At 72.9% G+C, this 21,619-nt stretch carries 20 protein-coding genes and 2 pseudogenes; 16 read left to right on the top strand and 6 right to left on the bottom strand.

What is annotated here, in order from left to right; all coding sequences use genetic code 11:
* Positions 1–2: 2 nt before the first annotated feature.
* Entirely contained in the window at positions 3–611 is a 609-nt protein-coding gene (locus tag ACZ67Q_RS31745; RefSeq protein WP_471189235.1) for a 2-oxo-4-hydroxy-4-carboxy-5-ureidoimidazoline decarboxylase, read from the bottom strand.
* A 51-nt stretch (positions 612–662) separates the two neighbouring features.
* On the opposite strand from ACZ67Q_RS31745, the gene ACZ67Q_RS31740 reads away from it, so the two are divergent.
* The 9 genes from ACZ67Q_RS31740 (at position 663) to ACZ67Q_RS31700 (ending at position 8,652) form a co-directional block, all read left to right on the top strand.
* Complete coding sequence (locus tag ACZ67Q_RS31740; protein ID WP_471189232.1) at positions 663–2,429, top strand: beta-N-acetylhexosaminidase; 1,767 nt, start codon at positions 663–665, stop codon at positions 2,427–2,429.
* Positions 2,430–2,520: 91 nt separating this feature from the next.
* Positions 2,521–3,018, top strand: a complete 498-nt coding sequence (locus ACZ67Q_RS31735; RefSeq protein WP_471189229.1) for a hypothetical protein — start codon at positions 2,521–2,523, stop codon at positions 3,016–3,018.
* A 76-nt stretch (positions 3,019–3,094) separates the two neighbouring features.
* Positions 3,095–3,646 (top strand): hypothetical protein, encoded by a 552-nt coding sequence (locus ACZ67Q_RS31730; protein WP_471189227.1) that lies wholly within the window; start codon positions 3,095–3,097, stop codon positions 3,644–3,646.
* A 143-nt stretch (positions 3,647–3,789) separates the two neighbouring features.
* Positions 3,790–4,215: a hypothetical protein gene (locus ACZ67Q_RS31725; RefSeq protein ID WP_471189225.1), complete on the top strand. Its 426-nt coding sequence runs from the start codon at positions 3,790–3,792 to the stop codon at positions 4,213–4,215.
* A gap of 170 nt (positions 4,216–4,385) precedes the next feature.
* Entirely contained in the window at positions 4,386–4,817 is a 432-nt protein-coding gene (locus ACZ67Q_RS31720; RefSeq protein ID WP_471189222.1) for a hypothetical protein, read from the top strand.
* A 70-nt stretch (positions 4,818–4,887) separates the two neighbouring features.
* Complete coding sequence (locus tag ACZ67Q_RS31715) at positions 4,888–5,520, top strand: RNA polymerase sigma factor (protein ID WP_471189220.1); 633 nt, start codon at positions 4,888–4,890, stop codon at positions 5,518–5,520.
* A 78-nt stretch (positions 5,521–5,598) separates the two neighbouring features.
* Positions 5,599–6,471, top strand: a complete 873-nt coding sequence (locus tag ACZ67Q_RS31710) for a hypothetical protein (protein ID WP_471189217.1) — start codon at positions 5,599–5,601, stop codon at positions 6,469–6,471.
* Positions 6,472–6,796: 325 nt separating this feature from the next.
* Complete coding sequence (locus ACZ67Q_RS31705; RefSeq protein WP_471189215.1) at positions 6,797–7,471, top strand: RNA polymerase sigma factor; 675 nt, start codon at positions 6,797–6,799, stop codon at positions 7,469–7,471.
* Positions 7,471–8,652 (top strand): hypothetical protein, encoded by a 1,182-nt coding sequence (locus ACZ67Q_RS31700; RefSeq protein ID WP_471189212.1) that lies wholly within the window; start codon positions 7,471–7,473, stop codon positions 8,650–8,652. The genes ACZ67Q_RS31705 and ACZ67Q_RS31700 overlap by 1 nt, the downstream gene beginning before the upstream one ends.
* Before the next feature lie 208 nt (positions 8,653–8,860).
* On the opposite strand, the gene ACZ67Q_RS31695 is transcribed toward ACZ67Q_RS31700, so the two are convergent.
* Positions 8,861–9,721, bottom strand: a complete 861-nt coding sequence (locus tag ACZ67Q_RS31695; protein WP_471189210.1) for a L,D-transpeptidase family protein — start codon at positions 9,719–9,721, stop codon at positions 8,861–8,863.
* A gap of 199 nt (positions 9,722–9,920) precedes the next feature.
* Between ACZ67Q_RS31695 and ACZ67Q_RS31690 the strand changes: the two genes are divergently transcribed.
* Positions 9,921–11,501, top strand: a complete 1,581-nt coding sequence (locus ACZ67Q_RS31690; protein ID WP_471189207.1) for an acyl-CoA mutase large subunit family protein — start codon at positions 9,921–9,923, stop codon at positions 11,499–11,501.
* 69 nt (positions 11,502–11,570) lie between these two features.
* A complete protein-coding gene (gene leuE, locus ACZ67Q_RS31685) occupies positions 11,571–12,230 on the top strand; it encodes a leucine efflux protein LeuE (protein WP_471189204.1) in 660 nt (219 codons plus the stop codon).
* Positions 12,231–12,261: 31 nt separating this feature from the next.
* Here the strand turns inward: leuE and ACZ67Q_RS31680 are convergent.
* Positions 12,262–12,647, bottom strand: a pseudogene (locus ACZ67Q_RS31680) (FAD-dependent monooxygenase); the annotation flags it as partial.
* On the opposite strand from ACZ67Q_RS31680, the pseudogene ACZ67Q_RS31675 reads away from it, so the two are divergent.
* Positions 12,648–12,850 (top strand): annotated as a pseudogene (locus ACZ67Q_RS31675) (TetR/AcrR family transcriptional regulator C-terminal domain-containing protein); the annotation flags it as partial.
* Here the strand turns inward: ACZ67Q_RS31675 and ACZ67Q_RS31670 are convergent.
* The 3 genes from ACZ67Q_RS31670 to ACZ67Q_RS31660 form a co-directional block, all read right to left on the bottom strand.
* A complete protein-coding gene (locus ACZ67Q_RS31670; RefSeq protein ID WP_471189439.1) occupies positions 12,843–13,937 on the bottom strand; it encodes an acyltransferase family protein in 1,095 nt (364 codons plus the stop codon). The pseudogene ACZ67Q_RS31675 and the gene ACZ67Q_RS31670 sit on opposite strands and share 8 nt — an antisense overlap.
* Before the next feature lie 204 nt (positions 13,938–14,141).
* The gene (locus ACZ67Q_RS31665) at positions 14,142–15,500 is read right to left on the bottom strand and encodes a polysialyltransferase family glycosyltransferase (RefSeq protein ID WP_471189202.1); all 1,359 of its coding nucleotides are present in this window, start codon (positions 15,498–15,500) and stop codon (positions 14,142–14,144) included.
* A complete protein-coding gene (locus tag ACZ67Q_RS31660; protein ID WP_471189200.1) occupies positions 15,497–16,474 on the bottom strand; it encodes a glycosyltransferase family 2 protein in 978 nt (325 codons plus the stop codon). The genes ACZ67Q_RS31665 and ACZ67Q_RS31660 overlap by 4 nt, the downstream gene beginning before the upstream one ends.
* Before the next feature lie 199 nt (positions 16,475–16,673).
* On the opposite strand from ACZ67Q_RS31660, the gene ACZ67Q_RS31655 reads away from it, so the two are divergent.
* The 4 genes from ACZ67Q_RS31655 to ACZ67Q_RS31640 are packed head-to-tail and all read left to right on the top strand — an operon-like array spanning position 16,674 to position 21,421.
* Positions 16,674–18,008, top strand: coding sequence for a DUF6716 putative glycosyltransferase (locus ACZ67Q_RS31655; protein ID WP_471189197.1), 1,335 nt, complete (start codon positions 16,674–16,676; stop codon positions 18,006–18,008).
* A 32-nt stretch (positions 18,009–18,040) separates the two neighbouring features.
* A complete protein-coding gene (locus ACZ67Q_RS31650) occupies positions 18,041–19,351 on the top strand; it encodes a cytidylyltransferase domain-containing protein (protein ID WP_471189194.1) in 1,311 nt (436 codons plus the stop codon).
* A 13-nt stretch (positions 19,352–19,364) separates the two neighbouring features.
* Positions 19,365–20,303, top strand: a complete 939-nt coding sequence (locus ACZ67Q_RS31645) for an N-acetylneuraminate synthase family protein (protein WP_471189192.1) — start codon at positions 19,365–19,367, stop codon at positions 20,301–20,303.
* Between the two features lie 38 nt (positions 20,304–20,341).
* Positions 20,342–21,421: a hypothetical protein gene (locus tag ACZ67Q_RS31640; protein ID WP_471189190.1), complete on the top strand. Its 1,080-nt coding sequence runs from the start codon at positions 20,342–20,344 to the stop codon at positions 21,419–21,421.
* Positions 21,422–21,619 lie beyond the last annotated feature (198 nt).

Below are 21,619 nucleotides of genomic sequence, written 5' to 3'. Positions count from 1 at the left end.
CGTCAGTGGCTGCTCGCGCAGTTGCCCGCGCCCCTGAGGGTGTCGCACAAACGTTCCCTTGCCAGGCGCCGGAGTTCCTCCGCCGCCACCACCCGCTCCTCCTCCGGGTCGTTGGCCAATCGTGACCGGATGGCTTCCAGAACGTGATCCAGCGTCTCCTGCGGCGGGACTCCGTCCAGGCAGATGACGAACGTGTGTCCGAAGCGAGCCTCATAGGCCGCGTTCGCCGCGGTCAGGGCCGTGTGCGCCGCCCCGTAGGTGTCGTCGGGCAGCGGAGGCAGGGTCTCCGCGGTCAGGGCCTCGGCCAGGTCGGTGGGCGCGAGGTCGTAGGCGGCCTCGTCGGACGCGGCCAGCAGGGCGTCCAGCGTGGGATACGGACGGTGGTCGGCGATGCGGCGCGCCCAGCGCAGGCTGCGCAGGCAGCACAGCAGGGCGCGCACGGCCTGGTCGGCGGGCGCGTCGTTGAAGTCCCCCAGGCCGGCCGGCGGACGCGGGACACGCGGCTGCTCGGGTAGTGCCGGTATGGCGACTCGGCCGGGGAGACGGGGAAGACGGTGCGCGGGCAGCGTGAGTCCTCGGCGTGGGTGATGTGTGGGTCGGCAGGGGATCATGTGAGAGATGTGACACCACGTTATCGAGAGTGGTCACGGTGTGTCCGACGGATGCCCGGATTTCACCCGCACGGGAGAGTTTCCGGATGTGCGGTGGACACTCCGGGGGACGTGGCGGACACGAAGGGGTGCCGCGCGGAGCCGTACGTTGGCGAGGTGAGCCAGCACAGGCGCAAGCACAGCAGGCACGGCGAGCACAGCGGCAGGCACAGGCGGCTCGTCGTCACGGCGGCGTTGGCCGGGACCGTCGCGCTCGGCGTCGGCGTCGGGGTGTGGGCCTCGGCGGGCGGCGGGACCTCCGGCGGCCCGACGGCGCGGCCCTCCGGGGCCGGGTCACCCGATCGGGTGGCGTCCGGCGAGCCCCCCACCCCGCCCCGCCCCACGCGCTCCTACCCGCTGTCCACCGCCCCGCGCACCATCCCCGCGGTGCGGGCGCACACCCCGGCGCGCGGGCCGGGCTGGCGTCCGGCGCGCGGCTCCCGCGTCGTGGTCAGCGACCCCGAGCTGGCCGACGAGGGCAGGCTGGTCGCCGGTGAGCTGGGGCTCGCCTACGGCGGGCAGCGCGACGACGTGCGCGCCGGCGACGTACGACTGGCGCTCAGTGGTGAGGAGGGCGGCGACCCGGAGTCGTACACCATGACCGTGCGCGCAGGGCGGGTGGTGATCAGCGGACCCGGTGAGGCCGGTGTCTTCTACGGCACGCGCACGCTGAAGCAGGAGGTGCGGGGCGCAGGCGGCGCGCCTGAGGGCGTGGTGCGGGACGAGCCGGCGAAGCCGGTGCGCGGGTTCATGCTGGACATCGCGCGCAAGCCGTTCACCGCCGGCTGGATCGAGGACCGCATCCGCGAGCTGGGCGATCTGAAGTTCAACGAGCTGGGGCTGCACTTCTCCGACGACCAGGGCTTCCGCATCGAGTCCGCCGGCCACCCGGAGATCGTGTCCGGGACCCATCTCACCAAGGCGCAGGTCGAGCACATCGTCCAGCTGGCCCGGGACCGGCACATCACCGTCGTGCCGGAGATCGACTCGCCTGGGCACCTCGGGGCCGTCCTCGCAGCCCATCCCGAGCTGAAGCTCGTCAGTGCGCGCGGCAACGTGGCCCGCGGCGCCGTCGACATCTCCCGGGACGCGGCCGCCCGGATCGTCGACGACCTGCTCGACGAGTACGCCGGTGTGTTCCCCGGCGACCAGTGGAACCTCGGCGGCGACGAGTACCAGGCGCTGATGGCGAAGGACCCCGCGGCGAGCTACCCGCGGCTCGCGGCCGCCGCCCGTGCCGCCCACGGCCCCTCGGGCACCATCGCCGACCTGGCCACCGGCTGGCTCGACGACCGTGCCGACACCGTCCGCGCCCACCACCGCACCCTGCGCGCCTGGAACGACGGCTTCTACCCGGGCACCTCCGTCGAGCCGGCCGCCGACCTCCAGGTGGCGTACTGGACCGGCAAGGAGATCGGGGCGCGTCGGCCCGAGGAGTACCTGAGCGCCGGCCGCAAGGTGATCAACTACAACGACTCGTACCTCTACTACGTCCTCGGGCAGCCGAACCGGTTCGTCTACCCGACGGGGCAGCGGATCTACGAGCAGTGGACCCCGCGGGTGCTGCGCGGCAGCCGGCCGGTGCCCGCGCGCTACGACGGGCAGATCCTCGGCGGCTCCTTCGCGGTCTGGGGCGACTTCCCGAACGCCCGGACCGAGGACCAGGTCGCGGCCGGCATCCGGATGCCGCTGCGGGCGACGGTGCAGAAGCTCTGGAACCCGGGCGAACCCGCCGTCCCCTGGACGCAGTTCACGTCCCTGGCCGCCGAGCTCGGCTGATCGGTTCCCCGAACCGGCTGCGGCGGGCCGTACGGCTGTGGTGTATTCGGCGCGACCGCAGCCGTGCACGGGCAGAGCCGGGGGGACGGACATGGGCTACTGGGGGTACTTCGTCGTGGGCCGCGGTGAGCGGCCGCTGGACGGGCTGGACACGCTGGCGGGGCTGCCGGGACTGCGGCAGCGCACCGCGGCACCGGGCGGCTGGCAGGTGTGGGAGTACCCGAGCGGCGAGGGCGACATCGGCAGCATGAACACGCTGGCCCGCGAGACCGGGGCGCCCGCCCTGTTCGGGTACGTCATGGACAGCGACTGCGTGGTCGTGGAGGCGGCGGCCCCCGAGAGCGGCACATGGACCACCTGCCTGGGATGGGAGGCGATGGCCGGATATCTCGGCGAGGACGGCCTCAGCGCGCAGGACTACTTCCTGTCGCCGGACGACGCCGCCGGGCACGCCGTCGCCTGGGCGGCGGAAGCCGGGCACACGGTCCGCGCGCAGGCGCTGCTCGCCGTCCTCACCGCCACGCCCGATCCGCTGGCCGAAAATATCTTCTTCGCCTTCCTCGACCGGCTCGGTGTGGTACCCCTGTGACACTGCGCGGGCGTCGCACGCAGTAAGGGGAAGTGCGGGCTCCGTAAGGGATGGCGCCCCGTCGAGGGAGGCGTGGATGAGTCTGGTGGATCTCATCTCGCAGGCTGACGAACGCGGGCTGGCCGCGAGCGGACTGGCTTGTTTGGATCGGTGCCTGCCCCTGCTGGGCGGCGACGACGAGGCATTGCGGCCCCTGTGGGCCAATCTCGCCGATGACGCCGGCGGCGCCTGGGGCGACCTGCTCGACGCGGCGCGCGGCAGACTCGCGGTGTCCGCCGGTGCCGGCGACGAGGCGACCCTGCTGGCCCAGCGGATGCTCGCCGCCGCGCCGGACGAGCGGTTCGCTCCGCAGGTGCGGGTGTGGGCGGACGCCTGCTCGGTCGCGTCGCTGCAGATCCACCGGCTGCTCGACCCCGCCGAGGACACCTCCGGCGTCGACGCGCGCCGCCAGGGCCGTACCGACGGCATCTCCCCGCTGGTCGCCGCCGAACTGCGCCGCCAGGTCACCGTCCTCGAAGTCCTCGCCGAGCACGGCACGTCCGGCCTGCGCCGGGCCCTGGACGTCTCCACCGAGGGCCGCCGGGTGCTGCGCGCGGTGGTCTCGCGCCGGTCCCGCGGACGGGCCTGAACCCCGCAACGGCCCCGTGAAACCCGCCGCCGTGCGCGGGTCCTGTGACCGTCGTGCGGGGGCGCTGGGGCGGACTCGCACCGGTTCGCCGAACACCCCCCGAACCCCGTGACGCCGCACCGGTCCGGTGCGCTCTTGGGTACGTGACGACTGTTACCTCCCAGTACACGACCTGGCACCAGCGGACGCCCGGGCAGGACGGCAGACCGCAGGCCGCCGCCAAACCCGCGCGGTGGGCGGCCGACGTGGTGGCCACCATGCGCGAGGGCGCCCGCCTCCACCTCGACTACTCCGCGCAGAGCCTGTGGCGTGTCGACCGGATGATCGAGGAGATACGGAGGGAGGGCGCCCCCGAAGCCGCCGTGGCGACCGTGCTGCGCGGATTCGGCGCCTACGCCGGTGAGGTGATCGTCCGCCAGGCCGGTGCCGAGTGGTGGGCGAGCGGCGGCGACCACTGGGTGCGCACCCCCGACGGCAAGCTGTGGGACCCGGTGGACGAGGCCCACCGCGCCTACGCCGGCCACGGCTCGCTGCGCCTGCTGTGCCGGGATGCGACGGCGCCCGGCTGACACCGCCCGGCCCCCTGCGACGCATGAGCGCTCCGAAGGTTGTACGCCCGCGCCCGGTTTTTGCTGTGGCAATGGACACCCTTGGGGCCCGTGATGCCGAACGCCCGGCATCCGCTTGGTAGTCGGGGGGTGCCGCGGGGTTCCTCCCGAGACCGAGCGAGGGGGAGCCCATGGACGCCGCGGACCAACGCATGCCGTACGCACGTCAGATGCGACCGCACGCGGCGGCCTTCGTCGCCCGCGCGAGCGCACGCCACCGGCTGCCGCTCGACTATTCCGTGCGCAGCCTGCGGGTCGTGGACTTCATCGTCGACGGACTGCGCAAGGGCGGTGCCGAACACGAGCGCGTGGCAGGCACGTTGTTCGGGCTCGGTGCGTACGTCGGTGAGGTCCTCGTACGCCGGGCGGGCGCCGCCTGGGTGGACCTCGACGCCGACCAGCGCCACTACTTCGGGCAGGCGGTCGGGGTGCGGATGCCCGACGGGCGGGTCTGGAACCCGCTCGGCAAGGTCCTCAACCGCTTCACGGAGGGCGCCCCCGAGGACTCACTGCAGACCTTCTACCTCACCCTGCACGGCAGGGCACGGCGAGCGGCCGCCTGACATGCTGTGACACTTCTGTGAGCCGCGACGCTGATGACCGTGGAGGCGTGGACGACGAACGAGGGCGGACTTGGGCCAGGGAGCTAAGCCCCGGCGTGCGCAGGCGTACGACGGGGAGCTGGGTGCGGCGGTCGCACGGGCCCAGGGCGGTGACGAGGCCGCTTTCGCCGTCGCGTACCGGATCGTGCAGCCCGGTCTGCTCGGCTATCTGCGCGGCCTGGTGGGGGATGACGCCGAGGACGTGGCCTCCGATGCCTGGCTGGAGATAGCGCGCGACCTCGGGCGGTTCAAGGGCGACGGCGCGGGCTTTCGCGGCTGGACGGCCACCATCGCCCGGCACCGGGCGCTGGACCATCTGCGCCGCCGGCGCTCCCGGCCCCGGCCGGCGGCGCTGGACGCGGAGCTGCTGGAGCTGCCCGGGCCGCACAGCACGCACGACCAGGCGCTGGAGTCGCTCGCCACCGAGGAGACGCTCGCCCTCGTGCGCGGGCTGCCCCGCGACCAGGCCGAGGCGGTGCTGCTGCGGGTGGTCGTCGGGCTCGACGGCCCCGCGACGGCACGGGTCCTCGGCAAGCGCCCGGGCGCGGTCCGCACCGCCGCCCACCGGGGGCTGCGGCGGCTCGCCCGGCAGCTCGGCGTGGCGGCCCCGGCGGGCGAAGGTGTGACGGATGAGGCTTCCCGGACGCTGGGGGAGTCGAAATGAACGGTGGCGGCGGCAGGCCGTACACCCCACAGCACGAGCCTGGCCCAGCGGGCCGGCCGGAAAGGGACGGACACGGACATGGGTGACACGCACAGGGGCGGCGAGCCGCACACTCGCCGGCACATCCACCCTGGCGCGCCCGCGTCCGCGACCCACGCCCCCGACGACGTCCCGACGCCGGCCGGTGACCACGTCACGCCCGGCTCCCCGCTGCTCCCCGCGGGACAGGCGACCCGCGGTGACCACCTCGCGCTCGAGGACCTGCTGGCCGCCGCGATCCTGAGCGGTGACGTCGATCCGGACGCCGAGCAGCGCGCGGTGGCCGCCTTCTGTGCCGCCCGGGACGCGGGCGCCCACCGGGCCGGTACCCGGCGGCGCGACGACTGGCGGCCCCGCGCGCGGCGCCCCCGGCGCTCGCTGAAGGCCGCGCTGTCCGTGCTGGCGGCGAGCCTCACCCTCGGGGGCGTCGCCTTCGCGGCGATCGGCACCCCCGGTTCCTCCTCCGACGGCGCGGGCGGCCCGGACGGCGACCGCCCCGGCTCCCGGCCCGTCACCAGCGGCCCCGGCCGCACGGCGGACACGGCCACCGGTACGGCGCCCGGCACCTCCGCCGGCCCGCCCCGCACCGGGCTCCCGGGCCGCCCCGACCGGCCCGGGACGGCCCAGGACACCAAGGCCCACTGCCGCGCGTGGGAGCGGGTCCGCAACGACGGCAAGGCACTCGACGCCACCGCCTGGCAGCGGCTGGTCTCGGCCGCGGGCGGCGCGGACCGGGTCGAGGCGTACTGCGCCGAGCAGCTCGCGCACCCGGGAGCGAGCCCGGCCGCGCACCCCACCACGGCGGACCGGCCCACCCAGCCGGGTCGCGGGACCGGACACGACGGTCAGCCGGACGCCCACGGCACGCAGTCGCACGGCGGGACCGGGAAGGCGCAGGAAGCGAAGAAATAAGCCGTCCGGGAGCGGGCGGAGGCCGCTGTCACCGGTGTGTCCTGCCGCCAAGGCAACGGCCGGGGCCGCCACCCCCCACAGGAGAGGCCCCGGCCGTCGCGCGGCACGGGCCGCGCGGCGGCCCGTACTTCCTACAGCGCCGAGCGTGCGTTTTCTGTCACACCCCGTCGGCATCCGTGCGCGTCACGAGATGGTTGCATCCCGGACCGACATGGACGAGCAGCGGTTTAAGGCCGTAACGTGCCTTTCGCGCCGGACCGCGGGGGGCCCGGACCACCGCGACCACCTGCGGTCTTGAACCGCGACCATCGATCGAGGAACCAGGGTGCTGGGGGACGACGCGGAGCTGACAGCCGCGGTGCGTGCGGCGCAGGGCGGGGACGAGACCGCGTTCCGTACCGTGTACCGCACCGTGCATCCGCGACTGCTCGGATACGTCAGGACGCTGGTCGGCGACTTCGAAGCGGAAGACGTCGCCTCCGAGGCCTGGCTTCAGATCGCGCGCGATCTGGAGCGGTTCGAGGGGGACGCCGACCGCTTCCGCGGCTGGGCCGCGCGGATCGCGCGCAACCGGGCGCTGGACCACATACGCATGCGCGGCCGCCGCCCCGCGGTCGGCGGCGACGAGACCGAGCTGACCGGCCGCCCCGCGGAGTCCGACACCGCCGGTGAGGCCATGGAGGCGCTGGCCACCGACCGCACCCTCTCGCTCATCGCGCGGCTGCCGCAGGACCAGGCGGAGGCCGTCGTGCTGCGCGTGGTCGTCGGCCTCGACGCCAAGACGGCGGCCCAGACCCTCGGCAAACGGCCGGGCGCCGTGCGCACCGCGGCGCACCGCGGCCTGAAGAAGCTCGCCGAACTGCTCGGAGAGCGCCCGGACGGTGATCCGGAATCGGCCGGCGGGCTCGACGCGCTGCCGCCGCAGAGAGAACCGCGCGCCCGCGCGGTGACGTCCGCCGGTGTGACGCAACGATGGGCGCGGACGCAGAAGGACATGTGATGGCCGACGAGCAGTACAGGTGGCTGGACCGCGACACGGCGGAGCGTCTGCTGCGCGGAGAGCCGCTGGACGCCGTCCCCGCTGACGCCCGCGAGGAGGCCGAACGGCTCGCCCGGGCCCTGGGCGCGCTGTCCGCCGTACCGGAGAAGGCCGATGCCGAACTCGCCGGTGAGAACGCGGCCCTGGCCGCCTTCCGGATGGCGCGCACCGCGCACGCCGGCGACGCCCACGCCCCGGACAACGGTGTCGTCCGGATCGGTGCCGGGCACCCGGCCGGCCGTCGCTCCCGCTGGGGCCGCCCGCTGCGGCTGGCGCTGTGCGCCGTCGTGGCCGCCGGGACGGTCGGCGGTGTCGCGGTCGCGGCCGGGACCGGGGTGCTCCCGGCCTTCGGCGGCGCCGAGCCCGATCCCCGTGTGTCGATGTCGGCCGACGCCACCGCCGAGCGCCCGTCGGTCCGGCCGTCGCCGGACGGGCCGGGGACGGCCTCCTCCGGCGGCACCGCGGGCTCCGGCACCGCGCGTGGCGGCGACCGTGACGCCGCGGGCGACCCCGGCTCCGCCGACGGCCTGCGACGCCGTATCACCGAGGCGTGCCAGGACCTGCGGGGCGGCCACGACCTCGACGGCGACCGCCGGCGCGCCCTGGAAACGGCGGCCGGCGGCGCCCCGCGGGTGGGCGCGTACTGCAAGACCGTCCTCGCCGCTCCCGGCGTCGGCACCGGTCAGGACGGGGCGGGCAGGACGCAGGGCGGTGATGTCCGCGGCACCACCGGCGCGGGCAAGGACACGTCCGGCAAGGGCGGCAGGAACGGCGGCGGCAACGCCGCGACGGGCGGCACCGGCAACGCGGGCCAGGGCGGCAAGGGCACCGGCGGCCGGGGCGGCGGCGCGGGCGGTGGCACCGGTGGCACCGGTGGCGGCGCCAAGGACGGCGGCCAGGGCGGTGACGACGACGGCCACGGCAGATCCGGCGGTCACGGTCACGGCCCGTCGGGCGGCCACGGTCACGGCCACGGCGGCTCGAAGGGGTCCGGCGCATCGAAGGACTCCGGCAACTCGAAGCGCTCCGGCAGCTCGAACGGCTCGGGTGGCTCCAAGGGGCCCGGCGGCCCCGGCGCAGGTCACCACCCCGTCGGCAACGGCCGGAGCAGCCAGGTGACGACCCCGTCCCACACCCTCTGACCTGCTGTTATGTAACTCGTAGAAAAATTTTCGGGCAGGGTGTGACGTTTTCTGCCGCAGCGGCGCAGTAATGAGTGAGCCGACTGGTCATCGGCCGTCGCACTGAGCCGGGGTTCCCCCCGTACCTACGGCTCGTGCACCTGGCGCGGGCGGGGCACGTTCCCCCGGTCCCGCCCGCGCCCGTCTCTCTCCTCCCGGTCTCCCGTCGTCACCAGTACACGACGACCTTGTCGCCGGTGCGCACCTGCGCGAAGAGCGCCGCGATCGCCGTCTCGTCCCGGACGTTGACACAGCCGTGCGAGCCACCGGCGTAGCCCCGTGCCGCGAAGTCGTAGGAGTAGTGCACCGCCTGGCCGCCGCTGAAGAACATCGCGTACGGCATCGGCGAGTCGTACAGCGTCGACACGTGGTGCCGGGACTTCCAGTACACGTGGAAGACGCCCTCCCGGGTCGGCGTGTACTGCGAGCCGAAGCGGACCGACATGGTCGACACCGTCCGCCCGTCGATCATCCAGCGCAGGGTGCGGCTGGACTTGCTGACGCACAGCACCCGCCCGGTCAGGCAGCGGGGGTCCGGTGCGGCGGCCGGCTGACCGCCCATCAGATACAGCTCCCACTTGCCGGGTTCGTGCGTCATCCGCAGCAGCCGCTGCCAGGTCACCGTGTCGAGACGGCCGGTCCGCGGCAGTCCGCGTTTGCCCTGGAAACCCTTCACGGCCTGCTCGGTGAGGTCGTCGTAGCTGCCGGTCGGGCCGTCGAACAGCCACGCCACCTGCCGCAGCCGGGCCTGGAGTTCGCGCACCTCCCGGCCGGTGTCTCCGGGAGCGAGCAGCACCCGCGGCGCGGCACTCGGCTTGCCGTCGGAGGAGCCGGGGGTGGCCGGGGAGCCGGTGGAGTCGCCGGACGAGGGCGCCGGCCCACGCGACGGCGAGGACGTGCCCGGCAGGTCGACGTGGACCGGTGAACGCTGCCCGCCGCCCGTGCCCTGCACCGTGCAGCCGCCGAGGGTCACCACCGCCACCGCGGCAGCCCTCGCGCCGACCGATCTGATCATGCCCCTGATACGCATCGCGGACCCCCGCCGTCTCACCGCTGAAGGGTTGGTGTCCTTCAGATGCTTTCCAGGCGTGACGCCTCGCGAACGGCGCGGCATCGTTGTGAGCAAGGTCCCAGCGTGGGGCACTCCACCGGGCGCACGGCCGTCGCTACAGTCCGTGGCGAGGGTTGGTTTCTACTGGCGAGTAACAGATGTAGTGCGGAGGCACACCATGGCACGCGAGTCGGAGTCCGGACTGCCCATCGAGCCGGTGTACGGGCCAGGGGCGCTGGCGGGCTGGGACCCGGCGGAGAAGCTGGGCGAGCCGGGCTCGTACCCCTTCACTCGCGGTGTGTATCCCTCGATGTACACCGGGCGGCCGTGGACGATGCGCCAGTACGCCGGCTTCGGTACGGCGGTGGAGTCCAACGCCCGGTACAAGCAGCTGATCGCCAACGGCACCATGGGCCTGTCGGTCGCCTTCGACCTGCCCACCCAGATGGGCCACGACTCCGACGCCCCGATCGCGCACGGCGAGGTCGGCAAGGTGGGCGTGGCGATCGACTCGGTCGACGACATGCGGGTGCTGTTCGACGGCATCCCGCTGGACAAGGTGTCCACGTCGATGACGATCAACGCGCCCGCCTCCCTCCTGCTGCTGCTGTACCAACTGGTGGCCGAGGAGCAGGGCGTCAGCGCCGACAAGCTGACCGGCACGATCCAGAACGACGTGCTGAAGGAGTACATCGCGCGCGGGACGTACATCTTCCCGCCCAAGCCGTCGCTGCGGCTGATCGCCGACATCTTCAAGTACTGCAAGGCCGAGATCCCGAAGTGGAACACGATCTCGATCTCCGGCTACCACATGGCCGAGGCCGGCGCGTCCCCCGCGCAGGAGATCGCCTTCACCCTCGCCGACGGCATCGAGTACGTGCGCACCGCCGTCGCGGCCGGCATGGACGTCGACGACTTCGCGCCCCGTCTGTCCTTCTTCTTCGTCGCCCGTACGACGATCCTGGAGGAGGTCGCCAAGTTCCGCGCCGCGCGCCGGATCTGGGCGCGGGTGATGAAGGACGAGTTCGGGGCGAAGAACCCGAAGTCGATGATGCTGCGCTTCCACACGCAGACGGCGGGTGTGCAGCTCACCGCGCAGCAGCCGGAGGTGAACCTGGTCCGCGTGGCCGTCCAGGGCCTCGCCGCGGTCCTCGGCGGCACGCAGTCGCTGCACACGAACTCCTTCGACGAGGCGATCGCCCTCCCCACCGACAAGTCCGCCCGCCTCGCCCTGCGCACCCAGCAGGTCCTCGCCTACGAGACCGACGTCACCGCGACGGTCGACCCCTTCGCCGGCTCCTACGTCATCGAGAAGATGACCGACGAGGTCGAGGCGGCGGCGCTGGAGCTGATGGGCAAGGTCGAGGACCTCGGCGGCGCGGTCAACGCGATCGAGCACGGCTTCCAGAAGAGCGAGATCGAGCGCAACGCCTACCGCATCGCCCAGGAGACCGACAACGGCGAGCGGGTCGTGGTCGGCGTCAACCGCTTCCAGCTCGACGAGGAGGAGCCGTACGAGCCGCTGCGCGTCGACCCGGCGATCGAGGCCCAGCAGGCGGAGCGCCTGGCGAAGCTGCGCGCCGAGCGCGACCAGGCGGCCGTGGACTCGGCTCTCGCGGCCCTGAAGAAGGCGGCGGAGGGCGAGGACAACGTCCTCTACCCGATGAAGGACGCCCTGCGCGCCCGCGCCACGGTCGGCGAGGTCTGCAACGCGCTGCGCGAGGTGTGGGGCACGTACGTGCCGTCGGACGCGTTCTGATCGGTGCCGCGGACGCGGTGACCGAAACCACGATGAGGAGTGTCGTACCCCCGTGCGACACTCCCTTCCATGTTCGGCGTCATCGACCTCCCCACCTATCTGGCCGGCCTCGTGCTGATCGTGCTGCTGCCCGGCCCCAACTCGCTCTACGTCCTGTCCGTCGCCGCCCGCAAGGGCATCCGCACCGGGTACAAGGCGGCGGCCGGGGTGTTCACCGGGGACACGATCCTGATGACGCTGGCGGCGCTCGGCGCGGCCTCCGTGCTGACCACCACCCCGCTGCTGTTCCTGGTGGTGAAGTACGCCGGCGCCGGATACCTCGCGTGGATGGCGTACGGCATGCTGCGCTCGGCCCGGGCGATGTGGAAGGGGCGCGGTGAGCGGCCGGAGGTGGCCGACCGGCCGTCCGCCGAGCAGACGGCCGCCGACGAGCGGCCCTACCGGCGCGCCCTGGTGGTCTCGCTGCTGAACCCGAAGGCGATCCTGTTCCTGATCTCCTTCTTCGTGCAGTTCGTCGACCCGCACTACGCCTACCCGGCGCTGTCCTTCGTCGTCCTCGGCGCCCTGCTGCAGACGGCCAGCTTCCTCTACCTGTCGCTGCTGATATTCGGCGGCACCCGCCTGGCCGACGCCTTCCGCCGACGCAAGCGCCTGGCGGCCGGGGCGACGTCGGCGGCGGGAGCGCTGTTCCTCGGCTTCGCGGTGAAGCTGTCGCTCGCGAGCGCGTGACACTGCGCCGGGAGCCGGGCCGGCGGTGCGCTCACCGTGCCTTCGCGGCGCCGGTCCTGGCCAGGTACTTCACCAGCCCCTCCAGCGTCTCGCCCGCCCAGCCGACGTGGCCGTCGGGGCGGACGAGGAAGACGCCCGGGTCAGGGTCTCCTCGGTGAGCGAGGGCTCCCGGTAGCCCAGCCCCAGCTGCCGGGTCGCCGCCCCGCGCCGGGCCTCGCCACGGTGGACGGCGGTGGACAGGGCGAGCACCTCCGCCGCGATCGGGCGCCGCTCCTCTTCATAGGTGTCCAGCAGGTGCTCCGGTGCCCTGGGGGCGGTGAGTACCGCCCCCAGCTTCCAGCCCAGGTTGTACGCGTCCTGGACACCGGTGTTCAGTCCCTGCCCGCCGGCGGGGGAGTGGACGTGGGCCGCGACGCCGTCACCGAGGAACAGGGCCTGAACCCCCCCTCCGGGTGAGCGCCGGGAGGGCTACGACGTGGCCGAACGCGAGCGCCGGACGGCCGGCTTCCCCGCTGTCGGCGCGCGCGAGCGCGGAGATCTTCACCGACTTCGACACCCACTTCGAGGAGGGTCTCGCCCTGCTCGTGGCGGGCATCGAGGCGCGGTACGGCATCAGCTGACGGGACGGTTCAGCACAGCCCTCAGCTTCGGGGTGAAGCGTTCCTCCACCAGTTTGTTCATCAGCCACGCCAGCACCAGCATGATCGCCACGGTGAGCAGGAACGTGCCGTAGGAAGGGATGCCGAGCCCGCGGTGGAGGGCCTGGATCACCGGCCAGCCCAGGTGCTCGTGGACCAGGTAGAACGGGTACGTCAGCGCGCCGGCCACGGTCAGCCAGCGCCAGTTCGCCCAGTTCAGCCAGCCCAGCGCGATCGCGGCGACGGCGAGGAAGCCGAGCGTGACGATCAGGATGACGCCGTAGGCACTGCGGTAGGAGAACATGTCCGGCGTCGCCGGGTGCCACAGGCTGCGCACCGCGACCTGCTGGCCGATCAGCCAGTTGACCGCGGTGATGCCCCAGGCGTAGGCGTCGCGGCGGTCGCGGTGCACCAGGTACAGGCCCATGCCGCCGATGAAGAACGGCGCGTAGTCCGGCATCACCACCGCGTCCAGCACCGGCTGGTTCAGCCCGCCCGCGATCGCCGCCGCCAGCGTCCAGCAGGCGCAGAACAGGATCACGCGGCGCCGGTTGGCACCCGGCAGCACGATGCACAGCGCGAACAGGGCGTAGAAGCGGACTTCCGCCCACAGCGTCCAGCACACCCCGAGCACCCGGTGGGCCCCGAGCGGCATCTGGAGCATGGTGAAGTTGACCAGCGTCTCGCTCGCCGACACCGTCCTGTACGTCAGCACCGGCAGCGCCATCACGGCCGTCACCAGCACGATCGCCACCCAGTACGCGGGCAGCAGCCGGGAGGCGCGGGAGGCGAAGAACGAGCGCAGGGGCCGGCCCCAGCCGCTCATGCAGATCACGAAACCGCTGATGACGAAGAAGATCTGCACGCCCAGGCAGCCGTAGGCGAACAGGGTGTGCAGGGTCGGGAACTGCGAGCGCGGAGAGCTGCCCCAGGCCTTGGTGACCTCGCCGCCCCGGCCGCCGTAGTGGTAGGCCGCCACCATCAGCGCGGCCACCAGGCGCAGCCCGTCAAGGGCGCGCAGCCGCACCGTGCGGGGTTTGGCCGGCGGCTGCGGAATCGTGGTGCGCACCGCCGGGCCGGCCGCGGCGCTCCCCAGGGTGTCCGCGGGCGTGTCGATCACAGGGACCTCTCATCGAAGCTCGTCAACTCAACCGGACGCTAACGGGGCCCACCGGCCGCCTCGAGCCCTCGCGGCGACCTTTCGCCCGGCCGTCCGCGAGAGTTCATTCAGGCGTTGCCGGCGACGAAAACGGGCGGGGCCCACCGGCAACGGTCACACGTCGCCGCGGCGGATCACCCGCCGTCGCAGCGTCCGCGCGCGCCGCGCCATCCGGCGCACCGTCGCGTTGCGCGGGATGAACGCCAGCTGCGCCGGCACCCCGCCGGGCAGGCCCAGCGAGGTCAGGCGGCGGCGCTTGAAGTACCGCCAGGTATGGGCGTTCAGCCGGCGGCTCAGATACCGCTCGGCGGCCGGACGCAGCTCCGGGTAGATCTTCGACTGCATCGCATAGCCGACCGCCCGCAGCAACTCGGTGAGGGCGTCCACGCCCAGACCCCGGCGCTGCTCGCGCACGGCGTCGCCGTCCGCCAGGTCGGGCAGCAGCGCGTCGACGATGGTGACCGGGACCCGGTTGCTGTTCTCGTACGGGGCGAGCCGCTCCAGCAGCAGTCCGGTGCCGGTGCGCGCGACCGGCAGGCCGTACAGCGCCGACGCGGTCAGCAGCGCGGTGGAGAAGCAGCCGACGACCAGTGCCGGGCACATCCGCTGGTACACCACCTCTGCCAGTACGGGGGTGTCCAGCACGGTCAGTTCGGCGCCGAGCCGCTCCGCCTCCCGCTCCAGCGCCCGCGACCAGCGGACCGGGGCCGAGGGGTGCGGCTTGAACACCACACGCGTGTGGCCGAGGGCCACCGCACCGCGCAGCATCCGCACATGGAGGTCTTCCTCCTCCTCGCCGGTGAGGATGTCCAGCGCGGACAGGTACTGGCCGAGCAGCAGCGCCGCCCCCTCGACCGCCGGGAGCTCCTCGCCCGTGGAGCCGAGTTCGCCGAGCACCTTCAGGAAGGCGTCCGTCGGCACGATCTCGGGCGCGACCCCGAACTCCGTGAGCAGCAGCGGCGCGAGGCCCGGCACGAGGTCCAGGTGCAGCACCCGCCGCACCCGGGTCCCCACCAGCGGGTCGATCTTGAAGCGGGTCGGACCGTAGGACATCAGCCCGTCCGCGTAGACGTCGACGGGCGCGCCGCCGAAGACCTGGCAGATCGCCAGCGCCGGACTGACCTGGATGGATTCCACCGCCAGTTCGATCCGGTCGTCGCCCAGGTCCCACAGCATCCGCAGATAGCGCTCCCAGAGGATCTGGTCGTCCGGACGCGGGGCCCAGCCCCCGGGGTGGAAGGGGGAGATGGCCTCGTTCCACGACAGCACGCCGTCGAAGCGGTCCCGCAGGTGCGCGAAGGCGGGCGAGGCGTCGAAGGGCTCGCTCAGCTCCGGTGTCGCGCCGTTGTCGCTGACCAGCAGCAGCCGCCGGTCCGCGGGGCCGAAACAGTCGGCGTCGAGCGCGGCGGCCAGCGTGGCGGCGCCGTAGAGGGTCGAGGCGCAGAAGATCCGGGTGGTACGGCGGTCGCTCATGCCACGGCCTCCGAGGCCGTCGTGGGCCTGCGGCGCAGTCGGCGCAGCTGGGTGGCGCGGTCGAGGTCCATGGAGTCCAGGGTGTCGTTGAGCAGGTCCTGCGGCATCCGGCGCAGGGCGGCGGCGCTCAGGGAACGGAGTCTGCGGGCCACCGGCGCCTCGAACTTCTCGATGGTGGCCAGGTGGTGGCTGATGATGGCGCAGTAGGTGCGCACGGCCTTGGGCAGGAAGAGGTCCGCGTCCGGGTCCTCGGCGGTCTCCAGCAGCACCCGGTCGAAGGAGCGGATGAAGTCCAGCTGCCGGGTGTCGCCGATCTGCGTCAGCGAGGACGTGACGCCCCGCCGGTAGAAGATGCCGAAAACGCTCGGCACCGCGAAGGACTTCGCCTTGCGGTGCAGCCGCCAGATCCAGGGCCGGTCCTCGGCGGTGCGCAGATCCTCGGGGAAGTGCAGCAGCCCCTCGTCGACCAGCCGCCGGTGGTAGGCGCCGGCCCAGGAGTACGGGTAGTCCACCGGGGTGGAGCGCTCCGCCGGAAGGATCACCGCGCGCGGGTCGACGACGGTGTCACGCGGCCCGAACGGCACCCGGTACAGGGTGCGCTGACTTCCGGTGAACCGCACGTGGTCGGTGCGGACGAAATCACAGCCCAACGACTCGATGGAATCGACCAATTGCGCGAAATAGCCAGGGGCGGCGTAGTCGTCTCCGTCCATGAACGTCAGATACTCGCCACGGGCCGCGTCGATTCCGGTGTTGCGTGCGGCGGACACCCCTTTCTCAGTACGTCGGATCAGCACCGCGCCGGGAAGTTCACGCTCGGCGCGTTCGAGGATTTCCCTCGTGCCGTCCGTCGAACAGTCGTCGATCAGGATGAACTCGAAGTCCTCCCGGGCGTTGGCGCGCAGGGACCGGACGGCGGCCGGGGCGTATTGCTGCACGTTGTAGAAGGGCACGATGACGGAGAGCTTGACCACGCAGGTGACGTTAGGGCGCGGTTCCGGCCCGCGTCTTTGCCGTCGGTTTGCCGAGGGGTGAACGACGCGTGGCGGAGTCGTGAATCCAGCCCGTACCGGCCTCATTCACGTGCCGATTCGCCGTACGGCGACATGCTGTTAACCGTTTGTTGCGTTCCGGTTGGGCCGCACCTCGGAATGCCTTCCTAGCGTCTTCGGCGTGCCAGTCAGTGCAACGAACACCCTGCGAGTCGCCGTTCTCGCGGATTCCGACACCCGGTGGAAATGGGGTGCGCTCACCGCGCGCCGTCTTCTTCCCGAGGGCGCCGAAGTCCGCCTCCACGGCTACCTTCTGCGGGGCCGCGCCACCCCCACCGCCCGCCAGCTCGGGGAAGTCGGCGTCCGGGCCGACTCCCTGCGCGAGGTGACCGCCGTTCAGTTCCTCGGCGACATGCGCGAGAAGCCGTACGACGTGCTCGTGCTGGCGCTCGTGGGAGGCGGGGTACAGGCGATGCTGCACGGGCTGAAGCGGACCTGGGAGGGCCGCGCCGCGCGGCCCGTCGTGGTCACCGGCTACGTCGGCGTCGTCTACGAGAAGCTCGCCGACGGCCTGCTGCTGCGGCACGGCGCGGACCTCGTCCTCGCCAACTCCCGCCAGGACGCCGAACGTTTCCGCGCGGTGTACGAGGGCGTGGGCGCCGACGCCGGCGCGGTCACCGAGGTCGCCCTGCCGTTCCTCGGCGGCGCTCCCTACACCGGTGAACACACCCCGTACACCGTGGTGTTCGCCGCCCAGCCCTCCGTCCCGGAGACCCGCAAGGACCGCACCTACCTCCTGCACCGGCTCATCCGGCACGCCCGCCTCCACCCCGAGCGCGAGGTGCTGCTCAAGCTGCGCTCCCGGCCCGGCGAGCACACCACGCACCTGGAGGAGCTGCCCTACCAGAAGCTGGCGCAGAAGGCCGGCCCGCTGCCGTCCAACCTCCGCCTGGTGTACGGCAACATGGGCGAGGTCCTCGACCGCACCGACCTGCTGGTGACGGTGAGTTCCACCGCGGCCCTGGAGTCCCTGCACCGCCGCATCCCCACCGTCGTGCTCACCGACCTCGGGGTGCGCGAGGTGCTCGGCAACCACCACTTCACCGGCTCCGGCTGCCTGGCCTCCTGGGACCAGCTCGACGCCGGACACCGGCCCGAGCCCGATCCGAAGTGGGTGGCCCGGCAGGGCGTGGCGGCCGGGGGCACCCCCTCTGGGGAGACGTCGTACACGGCCGCCTTCGACGACGCCCGCGAGCGGATCGCCGAACTCCTCGCGCAGCCCGGCGGACTGCCGGCCCTCACGCCGTACTACACGAGCGAGACCGCACCCGGCTACCTGCCCGGCATCCTCGCCCGCCACCACCTCGCCCCTGACGGCAGCCCGCTGCCGGGCGCCCCCGCCGCCGACAAGGAACCCGGGCCCGTCCGGCAGATCGTGCGCCGGGCCGCGCGCGGCGCCTACCGGCACGGCGTGCAGCGCGTGGCGCCCGTCATCCGGCGGATGGGGGAGCTGTGACCCCGCTGCCAGGAGTCCAAGGAGAAGACCCCATGTCCGACACCCCGGCGCCGCCCCGTGTGCTCGCCGTGATCCCCGCGCGCGGCGGCTCCAAGGGCGTCCCCGCGAAGAACCTCGCTCCCGTCGGCGGTGTCCCGCTGGTCGCCCGCGCCGTGCGCGCGTGCCGCACCGCCCGGCTGGTCACCGACGTCGTCGTCTCCACCGACGACCAGGCCATCGCGGCCGCCGCCCGCGAGGCCGGCGCCGAGGTCGTGCTGCGGCCCGCCGCCATCGCCGGCGACACAGCCACCTCCGAGGCGGCGGTCCTGCACGCCCTGGACGCGCACGAGACGCTGCACGGCGCGCCCGTGGACGTGGTGCTCCTCGTGCAGTGCACCAGCCCCTTCCTCCTTCGCGAGGACGTCGACGGGGTCGCCGCGGCCGTCGTCGAGCAGGGCGCCGACACGGCGGTGACGGTGGCCCCCTTCCACGGCTTCGTCTGGCGGGAGGACGCCGCACAGGAGTCGGACGGCGGCTTCGGCGTCAACCACGACAAGTCCTACCGCCCGCGCCGCCAGGACCGCCCCCAGGATTTCCTGGAGACCGGCGCCGCCTACGCCATGGACGCGGCCGGCTTCCGCAAGCACGGGCACCGCTTCTTCGGCCGCACGGAACTCGTGCGCACCGACCCCGCGCGCGTGCTGGAGATCGACGACCCGCACGACCTCGCCCGTGCCCGCGCGCTGGCCCCCCTCTTCGAAGCGGACCTCCCCCGAGCTGCCGGCTCCGCTCGAGCAGGGGGCACCCCCGTCGGCGCACTTCCCACGTACGACGACATCGACGCCGTGGTCCTCGACTTCGACGGCACCCAGACCGACGACCGGGTGCTGATCGACTCCGAGGGACGGGAGTTCGTCTCCGTGCACCGCGGCGACGGACTCGGCATCGCGGCCCTGCGCGACAGCGGCCTGAAGATGCTGATCCTGTCCACGGAACAGAACCCGGTCGTCGCCGCCCGCGCCCGCAAGCTGAAGCTGCCGGTGCTGCACGGCATCGACCGCAAGGACCTCGCACTCAAGCAGTGGTGCGAGGAAACGGGCATCGCGCCGGAGCGCGTGCTCTACGTCGGCAACGACGTCAACGACCTGCCCTGCTTCGCCCTCGTCGGCTGGCCCGTGGCGGTCGCGAGCGCCCACGACGTCGTCCGCGGCGCCGCACGTGCCGTCACCACCGTCCCCGGTGGCGACGGAGCCATCCGGGAGATCGCCGGCTGGCTCCTCGGCCCCCGCCTCGACTCCCTCGCCGGGCTCGACGAGCTCCCCGACCTCTCCGACTTCCCCCACCTCCCCCAGCTCTCCAAGTAAGGACACCCCTGCCATGAGCACCCACTCCCGTCTGCGCATGTTCCGTTCGCGCGAGGTCGGCCCCGGCCGCCCCGTCTACATCTGCGGCGAGATCGGCATCAACCACAACGGTGAGCTGGAGAACGCCTTCAGGCTGATCGACGCCGCCGTGGAGGCCGGCTGCGACGCCGTGAAGTTCCAGAAGCGCACCCCCGAGATCTGCACCCCGCGCGACCAGTGGGACATCGAGCGGGACACGCCGTGGGGCCGGATGACGTACATCGACTACCGCCACCGCGTGGAGTTCGGCGAGGACGAGTACCGCCAGATCGACGAGTACTGCCGTACCAAGGGCATCGACTGGTTCGCCTCCCCGTGGGACACCGAGGCCGTCGCCTTCCTGGAGAAGTTCGACGTACCCGCCCACAAGGTGGCCTCCGCCTCCCTCACCGACGACGAACTGCTGCGTGCCCTGCGCGCCACTGGCAAGACCGTCATCCTGTCCACCGGCATGTCGACCCCGAAGCAGATCCGCCACGCCGTCGAGGTCCTGGGCAGCGACAACATCGTCATGTGCCACGCCACCTCCACCTACCCGGCGAAGGCCGAGGAGCTGAACCTCCGGGTGATCAACACGCTGGAGAAGGAGTACCCGAACGTCCCGATCGGCTACTCCGGCCACGAGACCGGCCTGCAGACCACCCTCGCCGCCGTCGCCCTCGGTGCCTGCTTCGTCGAGCGGCACATCACCCTCGACCGCGCCATGTGGGGCTCCGACCAGGCCGCCTCCGTCGAGCCGCAGGGCCTCACCCGCCTCGTCCGCGACATCCGCACCATCGAGGGTGCCCTCGGCGACGGCGTGAAGAAGGTCTACGACTCCGAGCTGGCCCCGATGAAGAAGCTGCGCCGCGTCACCGGCGTCGTCGCCGAGGCGGAGATCGCGGCGGCGGCGGGCGAGCCGGTCGGCGTGTGACGGATCCGCTGCGCTGATCAGGGGACGGACCTGCGTCGATGAACCCACGCGCCGGCGAACCCGGCACCACCCTCGCGTTCGTGGAGAGCCCGGTACAGCTCCTCAACGTCCTGGAGTGGGCCCACGCACACGCCATCCGGCCGCTTCAGGAGCCCGGCGCGGGGTTCACCCTCGTCGTCCTGTCCCCGACCGACCCGATGACCCGGGGCCAGCTGCGGCGCATGGCCGACCTGGCCCGGGACGAGGGCCACACGGTCCGCTGGGAGGAGGCACGCGGCGGTCCCGCGGCCCCCTTCCAGACGGTCGGCTCGCTCGCGGGCCCGCTGCGGCGGGCGGAGCGGATCGTCATGGGCGACCCTTTCTCCCGGTACGTCCAGCTGCTGCTGACCATCACACGCGCCCGTGACCTGGTCGTCGTCGACGACGGCACGGCCACGATGGAGTTCGTCGCCCAGCTCGCGCGCGGTGAGCGGCTGGTGCGCTGGCACCGCAAGGGCGGCCGGCGCGGCCCGCGGGACCTGGTGTTCGCGCCGGTGTCCTCCGCCGCCCGGCGCCGCCTGACGCCCGGCGGCGAGCAGCGGGTGGAGATCTTCTCCTCCATGCCGATCCAGGAGGCCCCCGACGGCGTGCGGGTCACCGCCAACGACTTCGCCTGGACCCGCGCCCGCTTCGGCCCGCCCCGCATCACCAAGAGCGCCGACATGGTGGGCACGTCACTGGTGGAGACCGGTGTGGTGGACGGCGAGCGGTACGTCGACGCCGTGCGCACCCTGGCCAAGACGCACGGCGCCACGCGTTACTTCGCTCACCGGCGCGAGAGCACGGAGAAACTGCACCGGCTGGCCGTGGAGACCGGTCTCGAGATCGTCCGGCCCGAGCTGCCGCTGGAGCTGATCGCCCGCCGGGGGCCGGTAGGCCGGACGATCCTGAGCTTCCCCTCGACGGTCGTGCACACCCTGCCGCTGGCCCTGGCCGGCACCGACGTCCAGGTCGCGGTGTGCGACATCGACCCCGACTGGCTCACCCGCACGGCCTCACCGCGCGCCCAGGGTTTCCTGTCGGGGGTGACGGGGACGGCCCGGGGAGTGCGGAGACTGACGCAGATGAGCATCGCGTAGCGGGTCGGGGTTGCGGAGACTGACGTAGATGACCATCGCTCAGCGGGTTGCTGGGCTCGGGTTGCGCGGGTTGCTCGGGCCGCCCGGGTTGTACGGCGGGGGCGGGTCGGCCGCGGCGCTCCATCCGACCAGTGCAGATGGCGTGCCGGGGCCCGTGACGCCGGCGTGATCCGCCGGACGGGCCCGCCGGGTCGTGCG

The sequence above is a fragment of the Streptomyces sp. NPDC036813 genome (assembly GCF_055609245.1).
Note: the sequence above shows the minus strand (reverse complement) of the source record. Positions and strands in the feature narration are given on the sequence as shown.

Excerpts from the sequence above, each read along its gene's own strand:
- ACZ67Q_RS31745 (WP_471189235.1), bottom strand. The coding sequence starts at position 611 with ATGATCCCCTGCCGACCCACACATCACCCACGCCGAGGACTCACGCTG.
- ACZ67Q_RS31740 (WP_471189232.1), top strand. The coding sequence starts at position 663 with ATGCCCGGATTTCACCCGCACGGGAGAGTTTCCGGATGTGCGGTGGAC.
- ACZ67Q_RS31735 (WP_471189229.1), top strand. The coding sequence starts at position 2,521 with ATGGGCTACTGGGGGTACTTCGTCGTGGGCCGCGGTGAGCGGCCGCTG.
- ACZ67Q_RS31730 (WP_471189227.1), top strand. The coding sequence starts at position 3,095 with ATGAGTCTGGTGGATCTCATCTCGCAGGCTGACGAACGCGGGCTGGCC.
- ACZ67Q_RS31720 (WP_471189222.1), top strand. The coding sequence starts at position 4,386 with ATGGACGCCGCGGACCAACGCATGCCGTACGCACGTCAGATGCGACCG.
- ACZ67Q_RS31710 (WP_471189217.1), top strand. The coding sequence starts at position 5,599 with ATGGGTGACACGCACAGGGGCGGCGAGCCGCACACTCGCCGGCACATC.
- ACZ67Q_RS31700 (WP_471189212.1), top strand. The coding sequence starts at position 7,471 with ATGGCCGACGAGCAGTACAGGTGGCTGGACCGCGACACGGCGGAGCGT.
- ACZ67Q_RS31695 (WP_471189210.1), bottom strand. The coding sequence starts at position 9,721 with ATGCGTATCAGGGGCATGATCAGATCGGTCGGCGCGAGGGCTGCCGCG.
- ACZ67Q_RS31690 (WP_471189207.1), top strand. The coding sequence starts at position 9,921 with ATGGCACGCGAGTCGGAGTCCGGACTGCCCATCGAGCCGGTGTACGGG.
- leuE (WP_471189204.1), top strand. The coding sequence starts at position 11,571 with ATGTTCGGCGTCATCGACCTCCCCACCTATCTGGCCGGCCTCGTGCTG.
- ACZ67Q_RS31665 (WP_471189202.1), bottom strand. The coding sequence starts at position 15,500 with ATGAGCGACCGCCGTACCACCCGGATCTTCTGCGCCTCGACCCTCTAC.
- ACZ67Q_RS31650 (WP_471189194.1), top strand. The coding sequence starts at position 18,041 with ATGTCCGACACCCCGGCGCCGCCCCGTGTGCTCGCCGTGATCCCCGCG.
- ACZ67Q_RS31645 (WP_471189192.1), top strand. The coding sequence starts at position 19,365 with ATGAGCACCCACTCCCGTCTGCGCATGTTCCGTTCGCGCGAGGTCGGC.
- ACZ67Q_RS31640 (WP_471189190.1), top strand. The coding sequence starts at position 20,342 with ATGAACCCACGCGCCGGCGAACCCGGCACCACCCTCGCGTTCGTGGAG.